Below are 19006 nucleotides of genomic sequence, written 5' to 3' on the forward strand. Positions count from 1 at the left end.
GGGCGCCACTGATCAAATCGGCAGGTCAAGGGGCCGGTGACAGCGGCCCGAGACAAGCCACTCCGAGGACATACTGACCAGCCGACCTGCGGTTTCGCCGCCCGCCTGATGCAATTCCTGAGAGTTGATGTAGATCAGCACGGTGCCGAGGGTCAGGCCGAGCTGCTGCTCTGCGGTCCCCACGTGGGCGAGATCGAGCCGGGCGGGAACGAGTCCGGCGGCGCGGACAGTCAGGTTCGTGACCACCGAGGACTTGGTGATCATCCGCGCCTGCGCGGTCGGGCTCGGCTGCTCGACGCTGCGGCTGCGGTCGGTCCGTGCGGGCATGGTGGGCCTCCCGGCGTCGTTGGGCCTGTCGGCCCGTCCCCTTGGGGTGGCGGGGCGCTGTGTTCCCCGCCGCCGTAAGGCGTCCCAACACGGTCGGAGAGGCTCACGGTCACGGGCGGCCGAAGGCCGTCGCGCAGCGACGCGGAGCGCAGCGGAGCGCCCTTGACGGTGAGGCCGGCCGTGTTAAGCCACAGGGCCGGCAGGCCCCCGCCGGAGGCGGTCGATCAGAACTTTCTCGGCCGCGCGGCCTTGAGCGTGTCTCTCAGCGGACGCCATACGCCTCACTGCGTCGCGACCGATCGCGAGATCATGAAGGCTCACCACGCCTCGTCGCCGGTGACGGCGCTCTGGCGCCGTGCGAGCGATCGGTGACCGAGAGTGGCTAAGGTGATCGGGGCACGGGGGCTGGTCGTCGACGCGCTGATGACACGGACATCGCTATGACCCCGGACGGGACGACTCGCCCGAAACAGTTCGGCGGCCGCCGCCGATCAGCAGATGGGGCGGGCCAGGTCGGCGGTCCCAGCCGCGAGGGGGAAGCGTGCACCTGATCGACCACCAGGCGAAGCTATATGCGCGTGAGTTGCTGCAACAGCACGTCGGGAACGCGCCGGCCCGCATCGGCACAGCACTACTTGACGCCCAGGTCGACCTCAACCCGCACCAGGTCGACGCGGCCCTTTTCGCGTTCTCCTCGCCTCTGTCGCGAGGTGTGATCCTGGCCGACGAGGTGGGTCTCGGCAAGACGATCGAGGCTGGCCTCGTGATGACGCAGCGGTGGGCCGAGCAGCGCCGCCGCATCCTGGTCGTCGCGCCGGCCAGCCTGCGCAAGCAGTGGGTGCAGGAGCTGGCCGACAAGTTCTTCCTGCCAGCCCGCATCCTGGAGACGGCGTCCTTCAACGCGGCCCGCAAGGCAGGTGTACGCAACCCGTTTGACCCGGGCGACGACCCGGTCGTCGTCGTCTGCTCTTACCAGTTCGCCGCCCGCCGCGCCACCGAGCTGGCCGCCGTGCGCTGGGACCTGGCCGTACTCGACGAGGCCCACCGCCTGCGAAACGTCTACAAGCCGGGCAACCGGATCGCCTCCGCCATCCGCACCGCGCTATCCACCACCCCGAAGCTGCTGCTGACCGCCACGCCACTGCAGAACACGTTGATGGAGCTGTACGGACTGGTCAGCATCATCGACGAGCACCACTTCGGGGACGCAGCGAGCTTTCGCGCCCAGTACTCGCGCCTGATCGAGGGTGGACGCTTCGACGAGCTTCAGCACCGGCTGGCACCGGTGTGCCACCGCACCCTGCGCCGGCAGGTCGTCGAGTACGTGAGCTACACCAACCGCGTCCCGATCACCCAGGAGTTCGTTCCCGGCGACGACGAGCAGGCGCTCTACGACCTCGTCTCGGATTACCTGCGCCGCCCGGAGCTACAGGCCCTGCCGGCGGGCCAGCGCACCCTTATGGTGCTGGTGATGCGCAAGCTGCTGGCGTCGTCGACGTTCGCCATCGCGGGCGCGCTCGACACCCTGAGCCGGCGGCTCGCCGACCAGCTCCGCGGCGACGACAAGCTGCGCTCCGCCCGCATCTCCGACGTCGTGGGCGAGGAGGGTGACGATCTCGGCACGTCGGTCGACGAGTGGGAGGTCGACGAACTCGACGGCGAGCCCGTCCCTCTGACGGACGCGCAGCGCGCCGCGCTGGCCGCCGAGATCACCGAGCTGCAGGGCTTCCGCGACCTGGCCGTCTCGATCACCGAGAACGCCAAGGGCCACGCCCTGCTCACTGCCCTTCGTATCGGGTTCGCGAAGGCGCGGGTGCTCGGGGCGGCAAATAAGTCCGTGATCTTCACAGAGTCCCGCCGCACGCAGGAGTACCTCGTCCGGCTGCTCGACGAGGCGGGCTACGGCGGGCGCATCGTGCTGTTCAACGGCACCAACACCGACGCCGGATCGAAGACCATCTACCGGGACTGGGTGGAGCGACACCGCGGCACCGACCGGATCAGCGGGTCGCGCACCGCCGACACCCGAGCGGCGCTGGTCGACCAATTCCGGTCCGGCGCCGACATCATGATCGCCACAGAGGCGGCGGCCGAGGGCATCAACCTGCAGTTCTGCTCGATGGTCGTGAACTACGACCTGCCGTGGAACCCGCAGCGCATCGAGCAGCGCATCGGCCGCTGCCACCGCTACGGCCAGCAGCACGACGTGGTCGTCATTAACTTCCTCAACCGCAAGAACGCCGCCGACGTGCGGGTGTTCGAGCTGCTAGACGAGAAGTTCCGCTTGTTCTCCGGCGTGTTCGGCGCCAGCGACGAAGTGCTGGGCAGCATCGAGTCGGGAGTGGACATCGAGCGGCGTGTCACGGAGATCTACCAAGACTGCCGGACGGCCGCCGAGATCGAGTCGGCGTTCTCCGCTCTGCGGGTTGAGCTAGACGAGCGCATCACCGAGACGATGGACGACACACGCCGCAAGCTGCTGGAGAACTTCGACACCGAGGTACACGAGCGGCTGCGGGTCAGCCTGGACGAGAGCACCGAGTTCATCGAGCAGGCCGAGCGCCAGCTGTGGCAGCTCACCACTCACCTGCTGCGCCCGATCGCCCGCATCGACGAGGCGACGCGCACGTTCGACCTGGACGCCGCCCCCGCTTTCGCCCCGCGGATCCCGACCGGCCGCTACCAGCTGTCCCGCTCGGACAACCCCGACGCGCACCGCTACCGACGCCGGCATCCGCTCGCAACCGCGGTCGTGGACAGCGCCGCCCGGCTGCCGACGCCCGACGCCGAGGTGGTGCTCGGCTACTCGGGTCGTGCGGTGCGTGCGGCGGCGATCGAGTCGCTTGTCGGGGTGTCCGGTGTGTTGGTGGTGGATCACCTGCGACGCGACGGTGAGGTCACCGAGGACCACCTCGTCGTGTCCGCGGTCACCGATTCCGGCATCGCGCTGTACCCCGGCCAGGCCCGGCGCCTGTTCGACCTGCCCGCCCGCATCGTTGCCACCGGCCCGGTCCCCGTGCCCGCCCAGCTCGATTCCGCCGCCTCGGCCCGAATGCAGGACGTCCTGGCCGCGATCAGTGCGAAGCAGGGCACGTGGTTCGACGAGGAGGTCGACAAGCTCGACCGCTGGGCCGCCGACAAGCAGGCCGGCGCGCGGGCGGCCGTCGACGACCTCGACGCTGCCATCAAGCAGCTCAAACGGGAGGCGCGGGCCGCGGCGAACCTGCCCGACAAGCTGGCCCTGCAGCGCAGGGTCAAGCAGGCGGAGACCGACCGCAACGAGGCCTGGCACCGCTCCCGCGAGGCTGCGCGGGAGATCGAGCTCCGCAAGGAGGAGTTGCTCGACGACGTCGCCACCCGGCTGCAAGCCGACCAGGCCGTGGACCGCATCATGACCCTCCGCTTCACCGTCCAGTAGATCCGCACGTCCCGATGGAGCAGCGCGTGAGCACCGACCAGCCCGACCTCCCCGAGCGCTTCGACCTCCGTTCAGCCGATCCTCTCGCCGAGCGCATCGATGTACTGCGGGCGACGTTTCCCGAGGCGTTCCGCGAGGGCAAGGTCGACGTCGATGCGCTCGCTCGCTCGCTCGGCGAGTGGGTCGACCCCGGCCCGGAACGCTTCGGCCTGACCTGGCCGGGCAAGGCCGACTGCATGCGGGTGATCCAGGAACCGTCGCTGGGCGCTCTGGTGCCGATGCCAAAGGAATCGGTCGACTGGGACACCACCCAGAATGTGATTATCGAGGGCGAGAACCTGGAAGTCCTCAAGCTTTTACAGAAGGCGTACTACGGTAAAGTAAAGATGATCTACATCGATCCGCCATACAACACCGGCAAGGAGTTCATCTACCCCGACAACTTCCGCGAAGGCCTCGCCGACTACCTCAAGTACTCCGGCCAGGTCGATGACGCGGGATTCAGGACCTCCGCCAACACCGAGACCGGCGGGCGCTACCACTCCAAGTGGTTGTCAATGATGTATCCCAGGCTCTTTCTGGCTCGCAATCTCCTCCGCGACGACGGATTTCTTGTAGTCTCGATTGACGACGTCGAACTAGACAATCTACGTCTTATCCTCGACGAGATTTTCGGATCAGAGAATATCATCGCAACTCTTGTTTGGGACAGAAACAGAAAGAATGACGCCAAGCTCTTTTCTGTAGGCCACGAGTACATGGTTATTGCTGCTCGAAACAAGTCCTACTTCTCAGACAACGGAATAATGCTGCGTGCACCAAAGCCGGGGGTTGAGCAGGTTCGTGAGCGCTTCGAAGAACTCAGAAGCACGCACGGCGATAATTTCGAGGAGATTCGCGCAGGCCTACGCGATCTATACAACGAGTGGACCGAAGATGATGACCCTCGTGTGCCACTAAAGCGCTACAACAAGGTCGATAATAGAGGTCCTTTCCGGGACGACGCCGACATCAGCTGGCCTGGTGCAGGCGGACCGAGGTACGAGGTGCTGCACCCAACCACCGGCCTGCCCTGCAAGATCCCCAAAAGCGGTTGGCGATTCACGGAAGACCGCATGAGCGAGGCAATAGCCTCCGGACGGGTCGTCTTCGGGCCCGACGAAAGTACGATCCCTAGTCAACGATCAGAAATGTTTCATCTTGACACGCAGGCTATGCGAAGTGTCAACTTCAGCTACGCGCAGACCGCCACGCAAAAGTTCGATAAGATCTTCGATGGAGCGCGAGTCTTTGACAATCCGAAACACTATGGAGACCTCGCGAAGATCATTGAGTACTTGACGGATAGCGGCGACCTGATCCTTGATTTCTTCGCTGGCTCAGGTTCACTTGCTCACGGCGTTCTAGAATCTAACAGGGCGGGCGCACAGAGGCGATACCTCCTCGTCCAACTCCCACAGCCGGTGGACACGTCGAAGCCTGCTGGACAGAGTGCGCTCGACTTGGGGATGAGGACCGTATCAGACGTTACCGTAGAGCGCATGCGTCGAGTGGTTCGCGAGTTCGCCGCAGAATCTGCCGCGCAACCGCCCTTGATTAGCGAGCCGATGGATCTTGGGTTTAGAGTGTACCGATTGAGCGCCTCGAACTTCTCAACCTGGCAGCCGAGCATCCATTCAGTCGACGAGCTAACAGAACAGGTAGCACTGAGCATCACTAACACAAGCTTGTCCTCTAACACGGCCGAAATAGCGTCTGAACTATCCACTAAAGCTGGATTCCCGCTGACCACCGATATCTCAACCATGGATCTTCCAGGCGATCTAGTGGCATACTCAGTCGGTGGTGGGGCTTTACTGCTCTTCCTTGACGCAAATTTGTCCACAATTGCGCTAGAGCAGATGATAGCAGCTGGCCCGTCGATGATTATTGCAACAGACGGCGCATTTGCCGACGATGAAGTAAAGGTCAATGCCCTGCAAACGGTACGAGCACATAACCGCCGCGAGGAGACCGACCTGACCCTGCGGATCGTCTGACCGATGGCGCCACTCACGATCAAGTTCGACTCGACTCTGCAGTACCAGAGCGACGCCATCCAGGCCGTGACCGACCTGTTCGAGGGGTTGCCAGTTGCACCAACTCTGTTCAGCATGACCTCGCGCGCGACGAACCAGCTCGCCGTAACCGAGATGGGCGTACCGAATCCGATTCCAGCTGATCCTGAGGCTTTTACTGAGTCTGTGCGGGCCAACCTGCGGGCAGTGCAAGATCGCCACCTGTTACCAAAGAGCGACGACCTGAGTGGCATGGATTTCTCGGTTGAGATGGAGACCGGCACCGGCAAGACATACGTCTACCTACGCACGATCTTCGAGTTGAACAAGCGTTACGGCTTCACCAAGTTCGTCATCGTCGTGCCGAGCGTGGCTATCCGCGAGGGTGTGCGGGCCAGCATCGAGCTGCTGCGCGAACATCTCACCGGCATGTACGGGCAGCCGTTCGACGCGGCCATGTACGACTCCAAGCACCTCGGACGGGTGCGGCAATTCGCCACCGCCAACACGATCCAGTTGCTGGTGATGAACATCCAGGCGTTCCAGAAGGACACTCAGGAGACGACTGACCCGGCGAAAGCGAACATCATCAATCGGGAGCAGGACCGGATGTCGGGCTACCGGCCCATCGAGTTCATCCAAGGCACTCGGCCGGTCGTCATCATCGACGAACCTCAGAACATGGAGTCGGCCGCGGCCAGGGCCGCGATCGCCCGGCTGCACCCATTCTGCACGCTGCGCTATTCCGCCACCCACAAGAATCCGTACAACCGCGTGTACCGGCTCGGCCCGATCGAGGCTTACGACCTCAATCTCGTGAAGCAGATCGAGGTGGCCAGCGTCGTCCCCGACTCCGACTTCCACTCGGCCTTCGTCCGGCTGCTGCAGGTCGACCCGGCCAAGATCCGCGCGCAGATCGAGTTCCATGCCGGTGCAGGCACCGCGGGCAAGCCGAAGAAGGCGTGGGTCAAGAGGGGCAGCGACTTGTCGGTTCTGTCCGGCGGCCGGCAGGAGTACGCAGACGGCTGGATCGTCGACGACATCCACTTTCGGGCCGGGGCCGAGGCCGTCGACTTCAGCAACGGGCGTGAGGTCAGCATGGCCGAGCCGCTCGGCGCCTTCGCCGAGGACGTCCGGCGCAAGCAGGTGTACGAGACCGTCCGCCAGCACCTGGACAAGGAGAAGGCGCTCGCTCCGCACGGGGTGAAGGTGTTGTCGCTGTTCTTCCTCGACCGGGTCGCCAACTACCGCGGCGTCGACGCCGCCGGCCGGCCTGTGCTCGGCGAGATCGGCCGCTGGTTTGAGGAGGCCTACCAGGAGCTGCGTGCCCAGCCCCGATACGCGACCTTGAACCTGCCCGCCGTCCGCGAGGTGCACGGTGGCTACTTCAGCGTCGACAAGAACGGCTTGAAGGACACGCGGGGCACCGGTGAGGCCGACTCCGACACCTACGACCTGATCATGCGTGACAAGCAGCGGCTGCTGTCCACCGACGTGCCGCTGAGGTTCCTGTTCAGCCATTCCGCGCTGCGGGAAGGCTGGGACAACCCGAACGTGTTCCAGATCTGCACGCTCAACGAGTCCCGCTCCACCGACCGCAAGCGCCAGGAGATTGGCCGCGGCCTGCGGCTCCCGGTCAACCAGGCGGGCGAGCGCCTGCACGATCCGGCGGTCAACCGGCTCACCATCATCGCCAACGAGTCGTACCGGCAGTTCGCCGCCACCCTGCAGAAGGAGTACGAGGAGGACACCGGCCAGCGCTTCGGCATCGTGCCGCGGCAGGCGTTCGCCGCCCTCGCCGCTCCGGAGGACAGCGACGTCCACCTCGGCAAGGAGCGGTCGATGGAGCTCTGGACGCACCTGCGCGACGCCGGTTATCTCGACGGCGGCGGCGCGGTGCTCGACAAGTTCTGGCCGGAGGAACCGTCGTTCGAACTGCACCTGCCCGAGGACTACGTGCCGATCCGGGCACAGGTCGTCGACGCCCTCACCGCGTTCCTCTTCCGCGACCGCGTCCGCGACAGCGCGACCCGCGTCCAGGTTCGCTTCCACAAACAGGTGACGCTGCACCCGGACTTCCAGGAGCTCTGGGACCGGATCAGCCGGCGCACCCGCTACCGCGTGCAGCTCGACTCCGAGCAGCTCGTCGTACAGGCCTGCGCCGCCATCGCCGATGCTTCGTCGATCGTCGCGCCGAAGGTGCGGGTGCGGACCGTCGAGATCGAACACACGGCCGCCGGCCTGCGCACCGACCGCGTCGTCGACCAGCGCGACTACGACACCGCCCCCCCGGTCGTCCTGCCCGACATCCTCGCCGACCTGCAGAACGAGACCGACCTGACCCGGCGCACCCTGGTCCGCATCCTCACCGGCTGCGGGCGGCTCGGCGACTTCCTGGTCAACCCGCAGGCGTTCCTGTCGCTGGTCACGACCACGATCAACGGCCTCCTGCGCGACCAGCTCGTCGACGGCCTCACCTACGAGCCGGTGCCCGGACTCGCCTGGGAGATGCGCCGGCTCGAACCCGCGGCCGGCCAGGAGATTCAGCGCTACGCCGAACGGGTGCAGAAGGTCGATAACCCCGACAAGTGCCCGTTTGACCACGTGGAGATTGACTCGGCAGTCGAGCGAAGGTTTGCGCGGGCGCTCGACGCCAACCGCAGCGTGAAGCTATTCATGAAACTGCCCTCGTGGTTCACCGTCGACACGCCCATCGGAACCTACAACCCCGACTGGGCACTGGTTATGGAGCACACCGACCACGTCTACCTGGTGCGCGAGACCAAGGGCAGCCTCGCCGAGGCCGAACGTAGGCCCGTCGAGAACCAGAAGATCAGTTGTGCTCGCAAGCACTTCGCCGCGATCGACGTCAACTACGACGACGTCCGTGACCTCGACGACGTGTTCGCCGGGCTCGCGGCAAACAGGGGCAATGACACCGTGCGGGTTAAGGAAACGAGGCTCGATCGGGTTCCTTGATTGACAGACCCGGTGACCTGCTCGGACGTCGCAAACCGTCGGTGGCCCGTGCGACCCTGGAGCCTATGGAGGTGACGGAGAAGGACGTCGAGCGCATCCCGGAGCGCAATCTTCGTGTGCCGCTGAACGAGTTCGTCGCGGTGTGGGCGGATGCGGAGCGTCGGAACGCTGAGCAGGCCAAGCGGGGTGTCACGGACTGGTACGCCGGCGGCGTCATCGTGACGTGCCGGTGGATGGCGTGTGCGGTGGTGCGGCCGGCGTCGGGGCCGCGGCGATTGGCCCGGCCTCCGGTATCCCGGCACGACGAGCGCGCTCGTGAGGAGCTGATCGAGGCGGAGTACCTGGCCGCGGAGCTGCTCGACGTGCGACGTCCGGATCTCGTCGAGTCGCGGCCGGGCTGGTGCGAGGCGATCCGGGCCACCTTGCGGTGGGCGTGGCGCTGCTCCGGGACGCCTCCGATCGACGTTCCGGTGCGCGCGGCGGGATGACCGCCACCCGCGCCGGCAATGCTCAACGAGGCATCGCTTCGTTACAGCTGTCCGTGTCGTCCGTGTAGTCGTCGATGTCGGCGGTCTCGGCGGCTTGGTCGTCGGTGTGCCAGCGGTCGAGTTCGGCGGCCCGGTGCTCGGTCTCCTCCTGTAGGTCGATGGCCCGGCGGGCGTTGATCTCGGCGAGCGCACGAGTCGCATCCGCGTAGTCGTCGGCGGTCTGCTCCGGGGTCGGGATCCGGACGGTGTCCTCGTGCACCGGCGTGGGTTCGTCGGCGGCGATCTCGCGGATGTCGCGATCCGGTGCTTCCACAACCACGTCGTGTGGCGCGGCTGCGGTGTGGTCGGCATCGTCGTCGATCAGGTCGGTCTCGGTGACGGCGCGGTGCTGGTCGTCCTCGGCCGTCGCGTGGTGGTCGGCGGCGAGCCATTCGTCGGCCGTGACGAGCTGCTCGGGCTCGGTGTCGTCGATGTGGCGGCGGGTGAGCTCCGCTTCGCAGCGGCGGCCGTAGCCGAGGGTTCGGGAATTGTCGGCGAGGAAGTGCGCGCGGGCGTCGTCGATGACCTGGAGCTTCTCCGCCTGCGCGTCGAGGGTCTCGGCGAGCGCGCGGGCCTGCGCGGCCTCGGTGCGCAGTCGCTCACGCTCGGCGGGGCTGGCGTCGGCTTCGGCGGCGCGCAGCTCGGCGGTCTGGCGGTGGGTGGCCGCGGCCTGGCGGGTGCCGGCGAGTTCGTTGCCGACGTACCGGGGCGCCCACGCCTCCTCCCTGTGTGCGGCGCGGATCCACATCCGGAGCTGGCCATCGGTCATCTCCAGCTCTTCGCGTTCGATCTCCGGTCGGCCCAGTGTCCGCCAGGCCGCGCGGTACGCGGCGTACTGCTCGACCTGCCCCGGCTTCGGGGCGGGGCCGAGCGCGTCGGCGGGGTCGTCGTGGCCGCGCATCTCCCGGTACGCGGCGACCAGGCCCGCGCGGCGTTCCCACTCCGTGCGGGCGTCGCTGTCGGTGGGCGCGGTTCCGATCGCACTGGTGAGCCAGTCGGGCGCGGTGTCGGCGAGTTCGGCGCCGAGCTGGTCGGCGCGCTGGTCGGCTGTCTCGGCGAGTGCGGCGAGGTAGCGGCGCCACTCGGGGTTGTCGACGCGGGGTGTCCAGCTGGTGAAGGAGTCGCCGACCGGGTCGAGTTGGTCGGCGTGCTCGGTGCGGATGCGGCTGTAGATCGCGTTGGACGCGTTGCGCACTCCGTCGAAGGGGCGTTCGGCGATCGCGTCGTGCAGCACCTGCTTCGGGTCGTGCCCGGCGAGTTCGGCGCGACGCAGGATCCGGGTCAACGTGGCGGCGCCGTCTTCCGCGGCGATGCGCGACCGCTCGGCCGGGTCGAGGACGCCGTCCTGGGCGAGCTGGTCGAGCCAGGTCGCGGTCCGTTCCGTCGCGGCGAGCTGGGCGGCGTCGGCGAGCAGGTCGCCCGCGGTTCGCGTGCTGCCGGCGTCGGTGGCGGCCTGGGTGGCGGTGGCGAGCGCGGACCGGTTGGCCGCGTCCGCCGCGGTGGTGGTGTTCAGCACCTGGGCGAGCACGGCGACGGGGTCGCGGTGCAGCGTGTGGGTGTCGTTGCCCTGCGCGGCGTCGTCGACCGCGGCGAGGGTGACGACGTAGGCGGTGTTGGTGTCGCGGCCGCGGGTCATCGGCACCAGGAGCCCGGCGGGGCTGGTCCGTGGGGTGGCCACCGTGTGGCTGGTGTCGACCGACGCGCCCTGGGCGGCGTTCTTCGTCGAGGCGTATCCCAGCGCCAGGTGCTCGGCGACGTAGCCGGCGGGGAGCACCATCCGTTCGCCCAGGACGTCACCGTCCGGGGTCCGGCCGCAGATCACCGCGACCTCGAGGGCGCCGTCGTCGCGCACGGCGTGGACCCGGTAGCGCTCGCGGGTGATCGCGGGGCGAGTGTTGCCCTCCACGCCCTGGACGGTCCAGTCCAGGGTGCGGGCCTCGACGAGATCGCCGACCCCGGCGTAGGTGCCCTGCAGCCCGAGCTTCACCCCGTTCTCGGCGACCTGGCCGAGCCGGACGAGCTCGGCGCGGACTTCCGCGGACAGGCGAGCGGCCTGTTCGTTGGTGTCGACGATGAGCAGCGACTGCCGACCGGCGAGGGTGTCGCCGAGCCAGCCGCGGACCGCGGCCTGCTCGGCCTGCTCGACGGTTCCGGCGTCGATCAGCCGGCCCTGTTTGTGGTACTCGCGCAGAACGGTTTCGTCGCCCGCGCGCAGCCGCAGCGACGCCTCCCGCTCCCAAGCTTGGGTGAACCGGCGGGCCTCGGCGAGTTCGTAGCTGGCGCCGGACTGTGCGATCAGATCCATCCCGCCTCCGGCCCCGACCGCGGCGAGCTGGCGGTGGTCCCCGACCAGCAGCAGCTTCGCTCCGGCCGCGTCCACATGGCTGTGGATGGCGGCGAGCGCGGCGGTGTCGGTCATCGCGGACTCGTCGACGACCACCAGGTCCCCGCCGTGCAGCCGCCACGCCTGATCTCCGTCGACGGGACGCGGCCCGCCCGAGCCGGGGCCGGCGGCGAGCCGACGCTGCGCGCAGAGCCAGGCGGCGACGTTGCTCGCGGTCACACCTTCGGACTTGAGGACCTCGGTCGCGATCTGCGAGGTCGCCAGGCCGAAGACCCGCCGCGGGGTCTCCCCGCCTGTGTGGGCGGGGTCGGTCCAGCCGCGGGCGATCGTCCCGACGACGAACGACTTCCCGGTCCCGGGCGGCCCGATCAGGGTCTCGATCCGCGCACCGGAGGTCAGCACGCCGCAGACGGCGGCGGCCTGGTCGACCCCGAGTTCTATCCCGGACTCGGCCAGCTCCTGGATGAACCGTTGCGCTCGGTCGTACGGCAGCGCCGTCCCTCCGCCCGTGGCGGTGGCCGCGACCAGGGCGCGTTCGGTGCGGACCTGATCGGGGGTGGCGTAGAGCATCGCTCCGGGGGCTTGGTAGACGCTGGAGCCGTTGTCCAGGCGCAGCTCGGCGGGGAGGTGTTCGTCCCCGGGGCGGTTGCCGTCGAGCACGATGGCGTACTTGAGGGCCTCGTCTGTGAGCGTGTCGACGAGCCGGCCGACGTCGGCGCCGTCGGTGATGCCGAGGTAGTCGGGCAGCGCGGCGTTGATCGCTCCGCTGAGATCTCCTCGGTGCCAGCCCGCCTTGCGGGACTGGATGTCCGCGAGCGCGGTCTCGATCACGGCCTGCGGCGACCACTCCATCGGCGCCGGCCTGTTGTCGCGCGCGGCGAGCACGGAATCAGCGACGCCGGCCAGGCCGCCGTCGATGTCGGCGCGCACGCGCTCGTCGATGCGGTCGAGCAGCTGCTCGCGGGTCTCCCCGGTGTGCGACTTCGACCGCCGAGTCAGCAGCGTGGCCTGCTGCGCGATTCGGTCGCGCTCCAGCCCGTTCGGGGCTCGGTCGTACCGGTCCTCGAACGCGCTGATCAGCTCGTCGGCCTTCGCGGTGAGAGTCCGCCTGCGGGTCGAGATCAGGTCCATCGCCTCCTGCGCGACGCCGACGATCTCGCGGGCCTTCCCGTCCGGGCGGGTCGCCAGCACCACCCCGAGCGCGTGCGTCAGCCGCTCCTCGGTGGTCCGCTCCGCGACCGCGGCGCCCGCGCGCTGGAACTTGAAGAGCGCACGCGAATCGATCGTGCGCCACTTGCCGTCCGGCCCCTGCACCCGGTTGAGGACCGCGTTGTGGATGTGCAGGTGCGGATCGTGGTCGCGGCTGTCGTGCTGGAAGAACGACGCCACCGTCCACTCGTGGGCATCGGCCCACCGCCCCGCCGCACCGCCGTGCTTCCCGATCCGCGTGTAGCCGGCCTTCTCCGCCATGTAGGCGAGGCCGGCGTTGTTGCCCGCCCAGATCGCGTCCTCCACGGCCGTGCGGCAACGGGCCCATGCCTGCGCGGTCTCCTCGTCCCCGGCCCGGCGGGCCGCGACTTCCTTCGCCTCGAACGCGGTGTGTACGAGCGTCACGCTCTTCTGCAGGTTGAACGTGATGTCGTAGAACGCCACGTTGTGCCGGGCGGACTTGCCCGCTTGAACATGGAGTTCAGCGCGCCGTTCAGCGCTCGCGTCGGGCTGCTGTTCAATCGCCGCGGCGTACAGGTCGTCCTCGCTGGCGTACTTGCGGCCGGTGTGGCCGAGGGTCGCCACCTCGTCCCACTTCTTCGGGTCCTTGAACCCGGGGTCGCGCGGGTCGAGGAAGCCCTCGTAGAGCGCGCGCATGTCCTGCGCGTCGACGAGCCCGGACAGCCCCAGCCGCTCCGCTCCGGCACCCCACCAGCGGCCCGGAGGCTCTCCTTCCGAGACGGCGCCGGTGTAGTAGTTCTCCCGGCCGGTCGCCACCTCCCTGAGCAGGTAGTCCGGTGAGTAGCCGGACGCGATGCTCATCACCACGGGGACCACCTCCCCACAGGAACGATCTTGAAGGTCGCAGCAGCAAGATCAACCGCGCGGAGCGTCGGTTGCGGCCGGCCGAAGGCCGGCCCGGACCCGTCGATCAGGATGCCAAGGTGTGCTGCAATTGATCTTCTGGTTCTTGGGTCTCGTTCTGGGTTCTCGTTCGTCTGTTTGGCGTAGTGCTGGGTCTCGGTGTTCGTGTTCGGCTCGCTGGTGGTGGTCGGGCTGCTGGTGCGGCTCATGTCGGTCATGGCTGGGTCGCCTTCTCGATGGTCGGGTCGTCGTCGTGCTCGCTCGGGTCTGACTGATCGGTGCTGTGGGTGATCAGGTGCAGGGGTGTCGGCTGGGCTCGGAGGTGCTTGAGGGCGGCCGAGGCGGTTCCTCGGGAGACCTCGGCCGCGGCTTCCAGTTCGGTGACCGTCGGGAGGGCGCCGTGGCGGTGGGCGTGCCGCATCGCGGCCGCCCGCGCCCGCTCCCGGGCCGGAGCAACGGCCTGCTGTTCAACCGGTGCCGGGGCAAGCGCCGGACGGCCGGCGGGGGCGGCGACCTCGCGTGGAGGTTGAACAGCAGCGGGCAGCGCGGGTTGAACAGCGTGGGCCGTGGCCTGTTGAACGGTGGAGGGCTCGGGTTGAACAAGGGGCGGGTTGAACGGATCCGGCTGAACACCACCGGCGGCCGGATCGTCCGCGGTGCCCGTTGCTGGGTGTTCGTCGGTGGCGAGGAGGTAGAGCAGGTGCGCGACGATCGCGGCGGCGATCGCGGGCCATGCCCCGACCCCGAACCGCAGCGCCGGGGACGCGTCGACCGCCGACCCGGAGGCGAGGAACGCGGCCTGTGCGAGCCCGGACAGGCCGGCGGCGAGGACGACCACCGACCAGGCGTAGCGGGCTGCCGATCCCGACAGGCGGGCGGTGGCGGCGTAGGCGACCAGCGCGAGCCCGTCGGTAATCAGCGGGTAGAGCCAGGCGATTCCGGCCGGGACGCGGGCGGCGTGGGCGACCTCGTAGAGACCGTGCGCGGTCGCGACCGCGGCGCCGAGCGCGACCGCGAGCCCGGGCAGCCAGATCACGGCCCGGATCACCCGGGCGCCCGGCTCTGTGCGGGTGGTGGTCATCGGTGGGGCCCGCCGTTCAGGGCCACCCCAACCGGTGACGGCGCAGCGGCCGGTTCCGGGGCGGGGTCGTCGCGCCGGTCGGCCCACCACGCGGTGATCACCTCGACGGTGTCGATGCCGGGGACCGGGGCGGCACCGGTCGGGCGCTGGTCCCAGTCCGCGCGGGTCTGGTGGCGCTCGATCGAGCACGACCCAGCCGACGACCGGATCCGACGGACGACCCCGGGGCGTTGCCGGTCATGCCAGTCCCCCGCGAGCTGCACCGACGCGCCCTTGCCCTGGTAGGCGGCGCACCAGGCGTGCATGAGCCACAGCAGTTCCTCGACCACGTCGGGGTGGTAAAGCCAGCACTGCGGCAGCGTCGCGGCTCCGTCGGGATAGCGCAGGTAGATCGTGTGCAGCCAGGCGCACAACTCGGCGAGCACCCGCTCGACCACCGTCTCGTCGGCCGCGAGCAGCAACCACGACGGCGTCGGGGTCGTGGCCGGCCGCTTGGTCATCGCGGCGACGGTGTCGGCGAGCTGCCCGACCAGTCGGGCCAGGTCGTTGACCCGGGCGCCGACCTCGCGCAGTGGGTCGACCGCACGGCGTAGATCGTCGAGATCACGGGCCAGTCCGGCGAGGGCGTCGGCGCGGGCGAACTCGGGGTCTCGGTTCGGGCCGGTCATGGCAGACCCGGCCCGTCGTCCGTGGCGGAGCGCGACCCGCCCGGCTCTTGGTGCAGGTCGTCTACATCGAGGGCGTCGGCCGTGTCGTCGGTGTGCCAGCGGGCGAGCTGCTCGCGGCGTTCAGGGTCGTCCTCGACGGTCTGCCCGCGGAGCGCAGCGAGTCGATCAGTGAAGCGGGCCAGATCATCAGGCGGGCCGGGCACGTCGGTGCCGTCAGCGATCGCAGCCTCGGTGCGGCGGGCCTGCTCGCGCATCCAGTCCGGCATCGCCGGCACCCGTTCGTCCTCCGCCGGGGCCGACCACGGCGCATCCTGCAACCGCTCGGCCCGCTCGGTGTCGCCCGCGGCACGGGCTTCGGCGAGCGCGGCGAGATGGGCGTCGGTGTAGTAACCGGCCACGTCGAACGTGACGGCCTGGACCGTCGGGTCGGCACTCTGGTCGGTGCGCCCGATTCGGGCGGTGTGCTGGTGCAGCTCCCGGCCTGTGGCCGCATCGGCGTCGGTCGCGGCGTTGCTGTCGGTGATGCGGGCGATCAAGTCGTCCTTGTCGGCCAGGAACGCCGCTCGCTCCCCCGGGTCCACCGCCCGGCCGGGCGTGGACAGCTCCCGCAACCGCCGGGTCAACGCGGCGATCTCGGCGACCGACGGCCGGGCGCCGTCGGGGCGGTCGTTGTTCGGGTAGTCGATCATGAGGCACCTCCGGGGGTGTGGGCGTTGCTGGTGTGCGCGGCCTGGACGGGCAGCTCGACCGTCGGTGCGTCGAGGTCGATCAGGACGTCGTGCGTGCTGGTGGGGGTCAGGTGCTCCCGGATCCAGCGCCAGGCCCGCGCGATGGCGGCGCAGGCGGCTTGCCAGAACCTGCCGACGAGGGCGCCGATCCACCGCAGCGCGGCGACGACGGGGCCGGTCAGACGCGACCACCAGCGACGCGCCGTCGCGGCCCAGCGGGCGAGTCGGCCGGCGAGCGCGGGGTGCGCGATCTGGAAGGCGCGCCAGCGGACATCGCGGCGCTTCCACGCCATCTGCACCCGCCCGATCACCGGGGCCAGGCCCCGGCGGATCAACATCACCCGCCCCGACGGCAGATTCGCCAGCTGCGCCGCCGGGAGCACCGGCACCCGTCGTGTCGTCCGCGACGCGACCCGGCCGTGCATGTCCGTGGTCAGCGTCGGCTCGTCGCGGTCCCCGGCGAGGGTGGACCAGAACTGCAGGTCGTCGCGGTCGCGGGTGCCGCCGAACACCATCACCGCACCGCAGTTGTTCAAGATCGTCGCCGTGCTGTGATCGCCCCACCGGGCCAACAGCTGCGCGCGGGACTGGAACGCAGCGATGATCGTGACCCCGCGCCCGCCCATGTCCGCGGTCCAGGACTCCAACGGGACCGGGGAGATCAGCGCCGCCTCGTCCAGTGCCAACGTCAGGTTCGGGTCCAGCCGGCCCTTCGGCGCGACCGCGGCCAGCGCACGCGCCTGGCGCGCGATGTGCCCGGTCAGCGCACACACCAACGGACCAGTCTGGGTCTCCTCCCCGCCGAGCAGGAACACCGTCGCCCGCTCCGCGAGCAGCCGCTCGACGTCGAAACCGCCCCCAGCGCCGGACTTCGCCGAGCGGGCGGCGTCGGGATGGTTGAGCCACCCCAACGCCGGCGCGACGGTCGAGGTGATCGACGTCCTCGTGTTCGTGTTCGTGCCCAAGAACTGAGCCAGGTCCTGCTCGAACGCCTGCACGGTCGAGCGGCGCAGCAGCGGCGGGACCTCCCGCGCGGCGTCGTCGACCTCGGCCACCCAGCGGCCCACATCATGGATCGACTTCCCGCCCAGCGCGGCGGCGTGCAGCAGCCCAGCCAGGACGCGGCGGGCATGGCCGTTCCAGAACTCCCGATCCCCACCCCCACCCGCGCGGGACACAGCGGCGATCAAGTCGCTGGCCCGCTCGGCGGCAGTCACCGGATCCGTGCACCCGGTCAGGGGGTCGAACGTGATGGTCGAGGCGAACGCCTTTCCGCCGAGCCCGACCGGGTTGAACACGTACACCGGGCCGCGCTGCGCACGTAGGGGCGCGCACAGCTCGTAGAGATCGGTGCGGGTGGAGGTGACCAGGACGGCGCCGGGGGCGTCGAGGATCCGGCCGGCCAGCCATCCGGTCTTGCCGGTGCGCGGACCACCGAAGATCATGACGACGTCCTCGATCGGGGACCACACCGTCAACCAGCCCGTGCGGCATAGCTCGATCGCGACCTCGACCGCGGGCAGTCGCCATCGCGCCCACCGGCCCAGCTCGGCCAGCGACGGGCGGACCGTGGCCGCCCGTTGGCGCATGGCGCGGGCGGAGGCGTGGCGCAGGATGTCGAAGGTGGACGCGACGCCGGCCTTGCGCCGGGACTGGCTGGACCAGCGGGTCACCAGCGCGGCCGAGCGGGACAGGTGATGCCACCCCACCGCGGCACCGACCACGGCGACGATCAGGTATCCCCACCACGGGAGCTGGCGCAGCAGCGCCCACGCCGGGAACCCGGCGAGCAGGACGCAGAGCAGGGCGTAGGCGTACGAGCCGCGCCGCCACAACACCGCAGCCGGGATCCCCAGCACCACCAGGAGTAGGAGCAGATTCATCGGTCCGCTCCCACCGCGTGGGCGACCGCCGTGGCGACCGCGCGGGCGTTGCCCGGGCCCATCGCCCGGAACCGGAACCGGTCCGTCCCCAGCGTGATCGCCAGGTCGAGCACCGCGAGCTCCGTCGACGACGCGGCGTCGAACCGGCCGTTGTCGAACGCGATCCGCGCGGCGCGGAAGTCGATCCACCACCCGCCGTCCGGGCTGTGGTTCACACACGCCGCCACGAACTCCGTCCGCCGCGGCCACACCTCGTGGGCGAGCAGCAGCCACACCGCGGCCTGCACGTGCGCGTCGTGCCCGTCGATCCACCGATGCAACCCCGCGACCACCGCGGCAGGGCCGCCGATCGCGCGTACCTGGCGGGTCATCGGGACACCTCGCCCTCGGCGCGGCCGGCGGCCGGGTCGTCCTCGACGCCGATGTGGCTGATCGCGCTCCAGAACCGGTTGGCCACGTCCAGCGCGCATCCGGCCGCAATCGCCAGCTGGTCGAGATCACAGCGGGCGTCGGCCAGGCGCTCCCGCGGGTCCTCCCGCCACGGGTCCACCCCGCGTGCGTCGTCGTAGACCCGCTTCCCGGGCGGCTGCCGGTCGGCGTAGCTGCACACCGGGTCGGCCAGCAGCCGGGCCAACGACTCGATCGCGGCGAACGTGTCGACCAGGTGCCCGGCCAGGTTGTAGAAGTCCGCGTGATCGGGCGCGGCGCCCCGCTGCGCGTGCACCACCGCGCGCCAGGCGCGGGCGCCGACCTCGGCCTGCTGCACCGCCTCGGGGCGGTCGTCGGGCTCGTGATTGGTCCGGGTACTCATCTAGAATCGTGTCCTTCCGCTCGTGTCCCTGCCTGGGTTGCTGTGTGGGAGATCTGGAGGGGAGCCCGGTGGCCGCCGGCGCTCCCCTCCCCTACGTGGGTCGACGTCGT

At 69.3% G+C, this 19006-nt stretch carries 13 protein-coding genes; 4 read left to right on the forward strand and 9 right to left on the reverse strand.

The genetic code is table 11. The features are described from left to right. Nucleotides 1–12: 12 nt before the first annotated feature. Complete coding sequence (locus Q1K26_RS05500) at nucleotides 13–327, reverse strand: hypothetical protein (RefSeq protein WP_300008092.1); 315 nt, start codon at nucleotides 325–327, stop codon at nucleotides 13–15. Between the two features lie 541 nt (nucleotides 328–868). Between Q1K26_RS05500 and Q1K26_RS05505 the strand changes: the two genes are divergently transcribed. The 4 genes from Q1K26_RS05505 (at nucleotide 869) to Q1K26_RS05520 (ending at nucleotide 9269) form a co-directional block, all read left to right on the forward strand. Next, nucleotides 869–3745 (forward strand): SNF2-related protein, encoded by a 2877-nt coding sequence (locus tag Q1K26_RS05505; protein ID WP_300008094.1) that lies wholly within the window; start codon nucleotides 869–871, stop codon nucleotides 3743–3745. A 26-nt stretch (nucleotides 3746–3771) separates the two neighbouring features. Next, nucleotides 3772–5784, forward strand: coding sequence for a site-specific DNA-methyltransferase (locus tag Q1K26_RS05510; protein ID WP_300008095.1), 2013 nt, complete (start codon nucleotides 3772–3774; stop codon nucleotides 5782–5784). Nucleotides 5785–5787: 3 nt separating this feature from the next. Then, nucleotides 5788–8781, forward strand: coding sequence for a DEAD/DEAH box helicase family protein (locus Q1K26_RS05515; protein ID WP_300008097.1), 2994 nt, complete (start codon nucleotides 5788–5790; stop codon nucleotides 8779–8781). 65 nt (nucleotides 8782–8846) lie between these two features. Continuing rightward, nucleotides 8847–9269, forward strand: coding sequence for a hypothetical protein (locus Q1K26_RS05520; protein WP_300008098.1), 423 nt, complete (start codon nucleotides 8847–8849; stop codon nucleotides 9267–9269). Nucleotides 9270–9291: 22 nt separating this feature from the next. On the opposite strand, the gene mobF is transcribed toward Q1K26_RS05520, so the two are convergent. From mobF to Q1K26_RS05560, 8 genes are read right to left on the reverse strand one after another with little or no spacing between them, the layout of a single operon-like run. Continuing rightward, complete coding sequence (mobF, locus tag Q1K26_RS05525; protein ID WP_300008191.1) at nucleotides 9292–13683, reverse strand: MobF family relaxase; 4392 nt, start codon at nucleotides 13681–13683, stop codon at nucleotides 9292–9294. Continuing rightward, nucleotides 13683–13943: a hypothetical protein gene (locus tag Q1K26_RS05530; protein ID WP_300008100.1), complete on the reverse strand. Its 261-nt coding sequence runs from the start codon at nucleotides 13941–13943 to the stop codon at nucleotides 13683–13685. Before Q1K26_RS05530 ends, mobF begins: the two co-directional genes overlap by 1 nt. Beyond that, nucleotides 13940–14806, reverse strand: a complete 867-nt coding sequence (locus tag Q1K26_RS05535; RefSeq protein WP_300008101.1) for a hypothetical protein — start codon at nucleotides 14804–14806, stop codon at nucleotides 13940–13942. The genes Q1K26_RS05530 and Q1K26_RS05535 overlap by 4 nt, the downstream gene beginning before the upstream one ends. Further along, complete coding sequence (locus Q1K26_RS05540; protein WP_300008103.1) at nucleotides 14803–15474, reverse strand: hypothetical protein; 672 nt, start codon at nucleotides 15472–15474, stop codon at nucleotides 14803–14805. Before Q1K26_RS05540 ends, Q1K26_RS05535 begins: the two co-directional genes overlap by 4 nt. Then, a complete protein-coding gene (locus Q1K26_RS05545) occupies nucleotides 15471–16163 on the reverse strand; it encodes a hypothetical protein (RefSeq protein ID WP_300008104.1) in 693 nt (230 codons plus the stop codon). The genes Q1K26_RS05540 and Q1K26_RS05545 overlap by 4 nt, the downstream gene beginning before the upstream one ends. Further along, nucleotides 16160–18085 (reverse strand): TraM recognition domain-containing protein, encoded by a 1926-nt coding sequence (locus Q1K26_RS05550; protein WP_300008106.1) that lies wholly within the window; start codon nucleotides 18083–18085, stop codon nucleotides 16160–16162. The genes Q1K26_RS05545 and Q1K26_RS05550 overlap by 4 nt, the downstream gene beginning before the upstream one ends. Beyond that, nucleotides 18082–18456 carry a hypothetical protein gene (locus tag Q1K26_RS05555; protein ID WP_300008108.1) on the reverse strand — a complete coding sequence of 125 codons (375 nt, stop codon included), beginning with the start codon at nucleotides 18454–18456 and terminating at the stop codon, nucleotides 18082–18084. Before Q1K26_RS05555 ends, Q1K26_RS05550 begins: the two co-directional genes overlap by 4 nt. Further along, nucleotides 18453–18896, reverse strand: coding sequence for a hypothetical protein (locus Q1K26_RS05560; protein WP_300008109.1), 444 nt, complete (start codon nucleotides 18894–18896; stop codon nucleotides 18453–18455). The genes Q1K26_RS05555 and Q1K26_RS05560 overlap by 4 nt, the downstream gene beginning before the upstream one ends. Nucleotides 18897–19006 lie beyond the last annotated feature (110 nt).

This window comes from Pseudonocardia sp. (genome assembly GCF_029263155.1).
Lineage (GTDB): Bacteria > Actinomycetota > Actinomycetes > Mycobacteriales > Pseudonocardiaceae > Pseudonocardia.

Coding starts and splice junctions, on each gene's coding strand:
- Q1K26_RS05500 (WP_300008092.1), bottom strand. CDS start 327: ATGCCCGCACGGACCGACCGCAGCCGCAGCGTCGAGCAGCCGAGCCCG.
- Q1K26_RS05515 (WP_300008097.1), top strand. CDS start 5,788: ATGGCGCCACTCACGATCAAGTTCGACTCGACTCTGCAGTACCAGAGC.
- Q1K26_RS05520 (WP_300008098.1), top strand. CDS start 8,847: ATGGAGGTGACGGAGAAGGACGTCGAGCGCATCCCGGAGCGCAATCTT.
- mobF (WP_300008191.1), bottom strand. CDS start 13,683: ATGAGCATCGCGTCCGGCTACTCACCGGACTACCTGCTCAGGGAGGTG.
- Q1K26_RS05530 (WP_300008100.1), bottom strand. CDS start 13,943: ATGACCGACATGAGCCGCACCAGCAGCCCGACCACCACCAGCGAGCCG.
- Q1K26_RS05535 (WP_300008101.1), bottom strand. CDS start 14,806: ATGACCACCACCCGCACAGAGCCGGGCGCCCGGGTGATCCGGGCCGTG.
- Q1K26_RS05540 (WP_300008103.1), bottom strand. CDS start 15,474: ATGACCGGCCCGAACCGAGACCCCGAGTTCGCCCGCGCCGACGCCCTC.
- Q1K26_RS05545 (WP_300008104.1), bottom strand. CDS start 16,163: ATGATCGACTACCCGAACAACGACCGCCCCGACGGCGCCCGGCCGTCG.
- Q1K26_RS05550 (WP_300008106.1), bottom strand. CDS start 18,085: ATGAATCTGCTCCTACTCCTGGTGGTGCTGGGGATCCCGGCTGCGGTG.
- Q1K26_RS05555 (WP_300008108.1), bottom strand. CDS start 18,456: ATGACCCGCCAGGTACGCGCGATCGGCGGCCCTGCCGCGGTGGTCGCG.
- Q1K26_RS05560 (WP_300008109.1), bottom strand. CDS start 18,896: ATGAGTACCCGGACCAATCACGAGCCCGACGACCGCCCCGAGGCGGTG.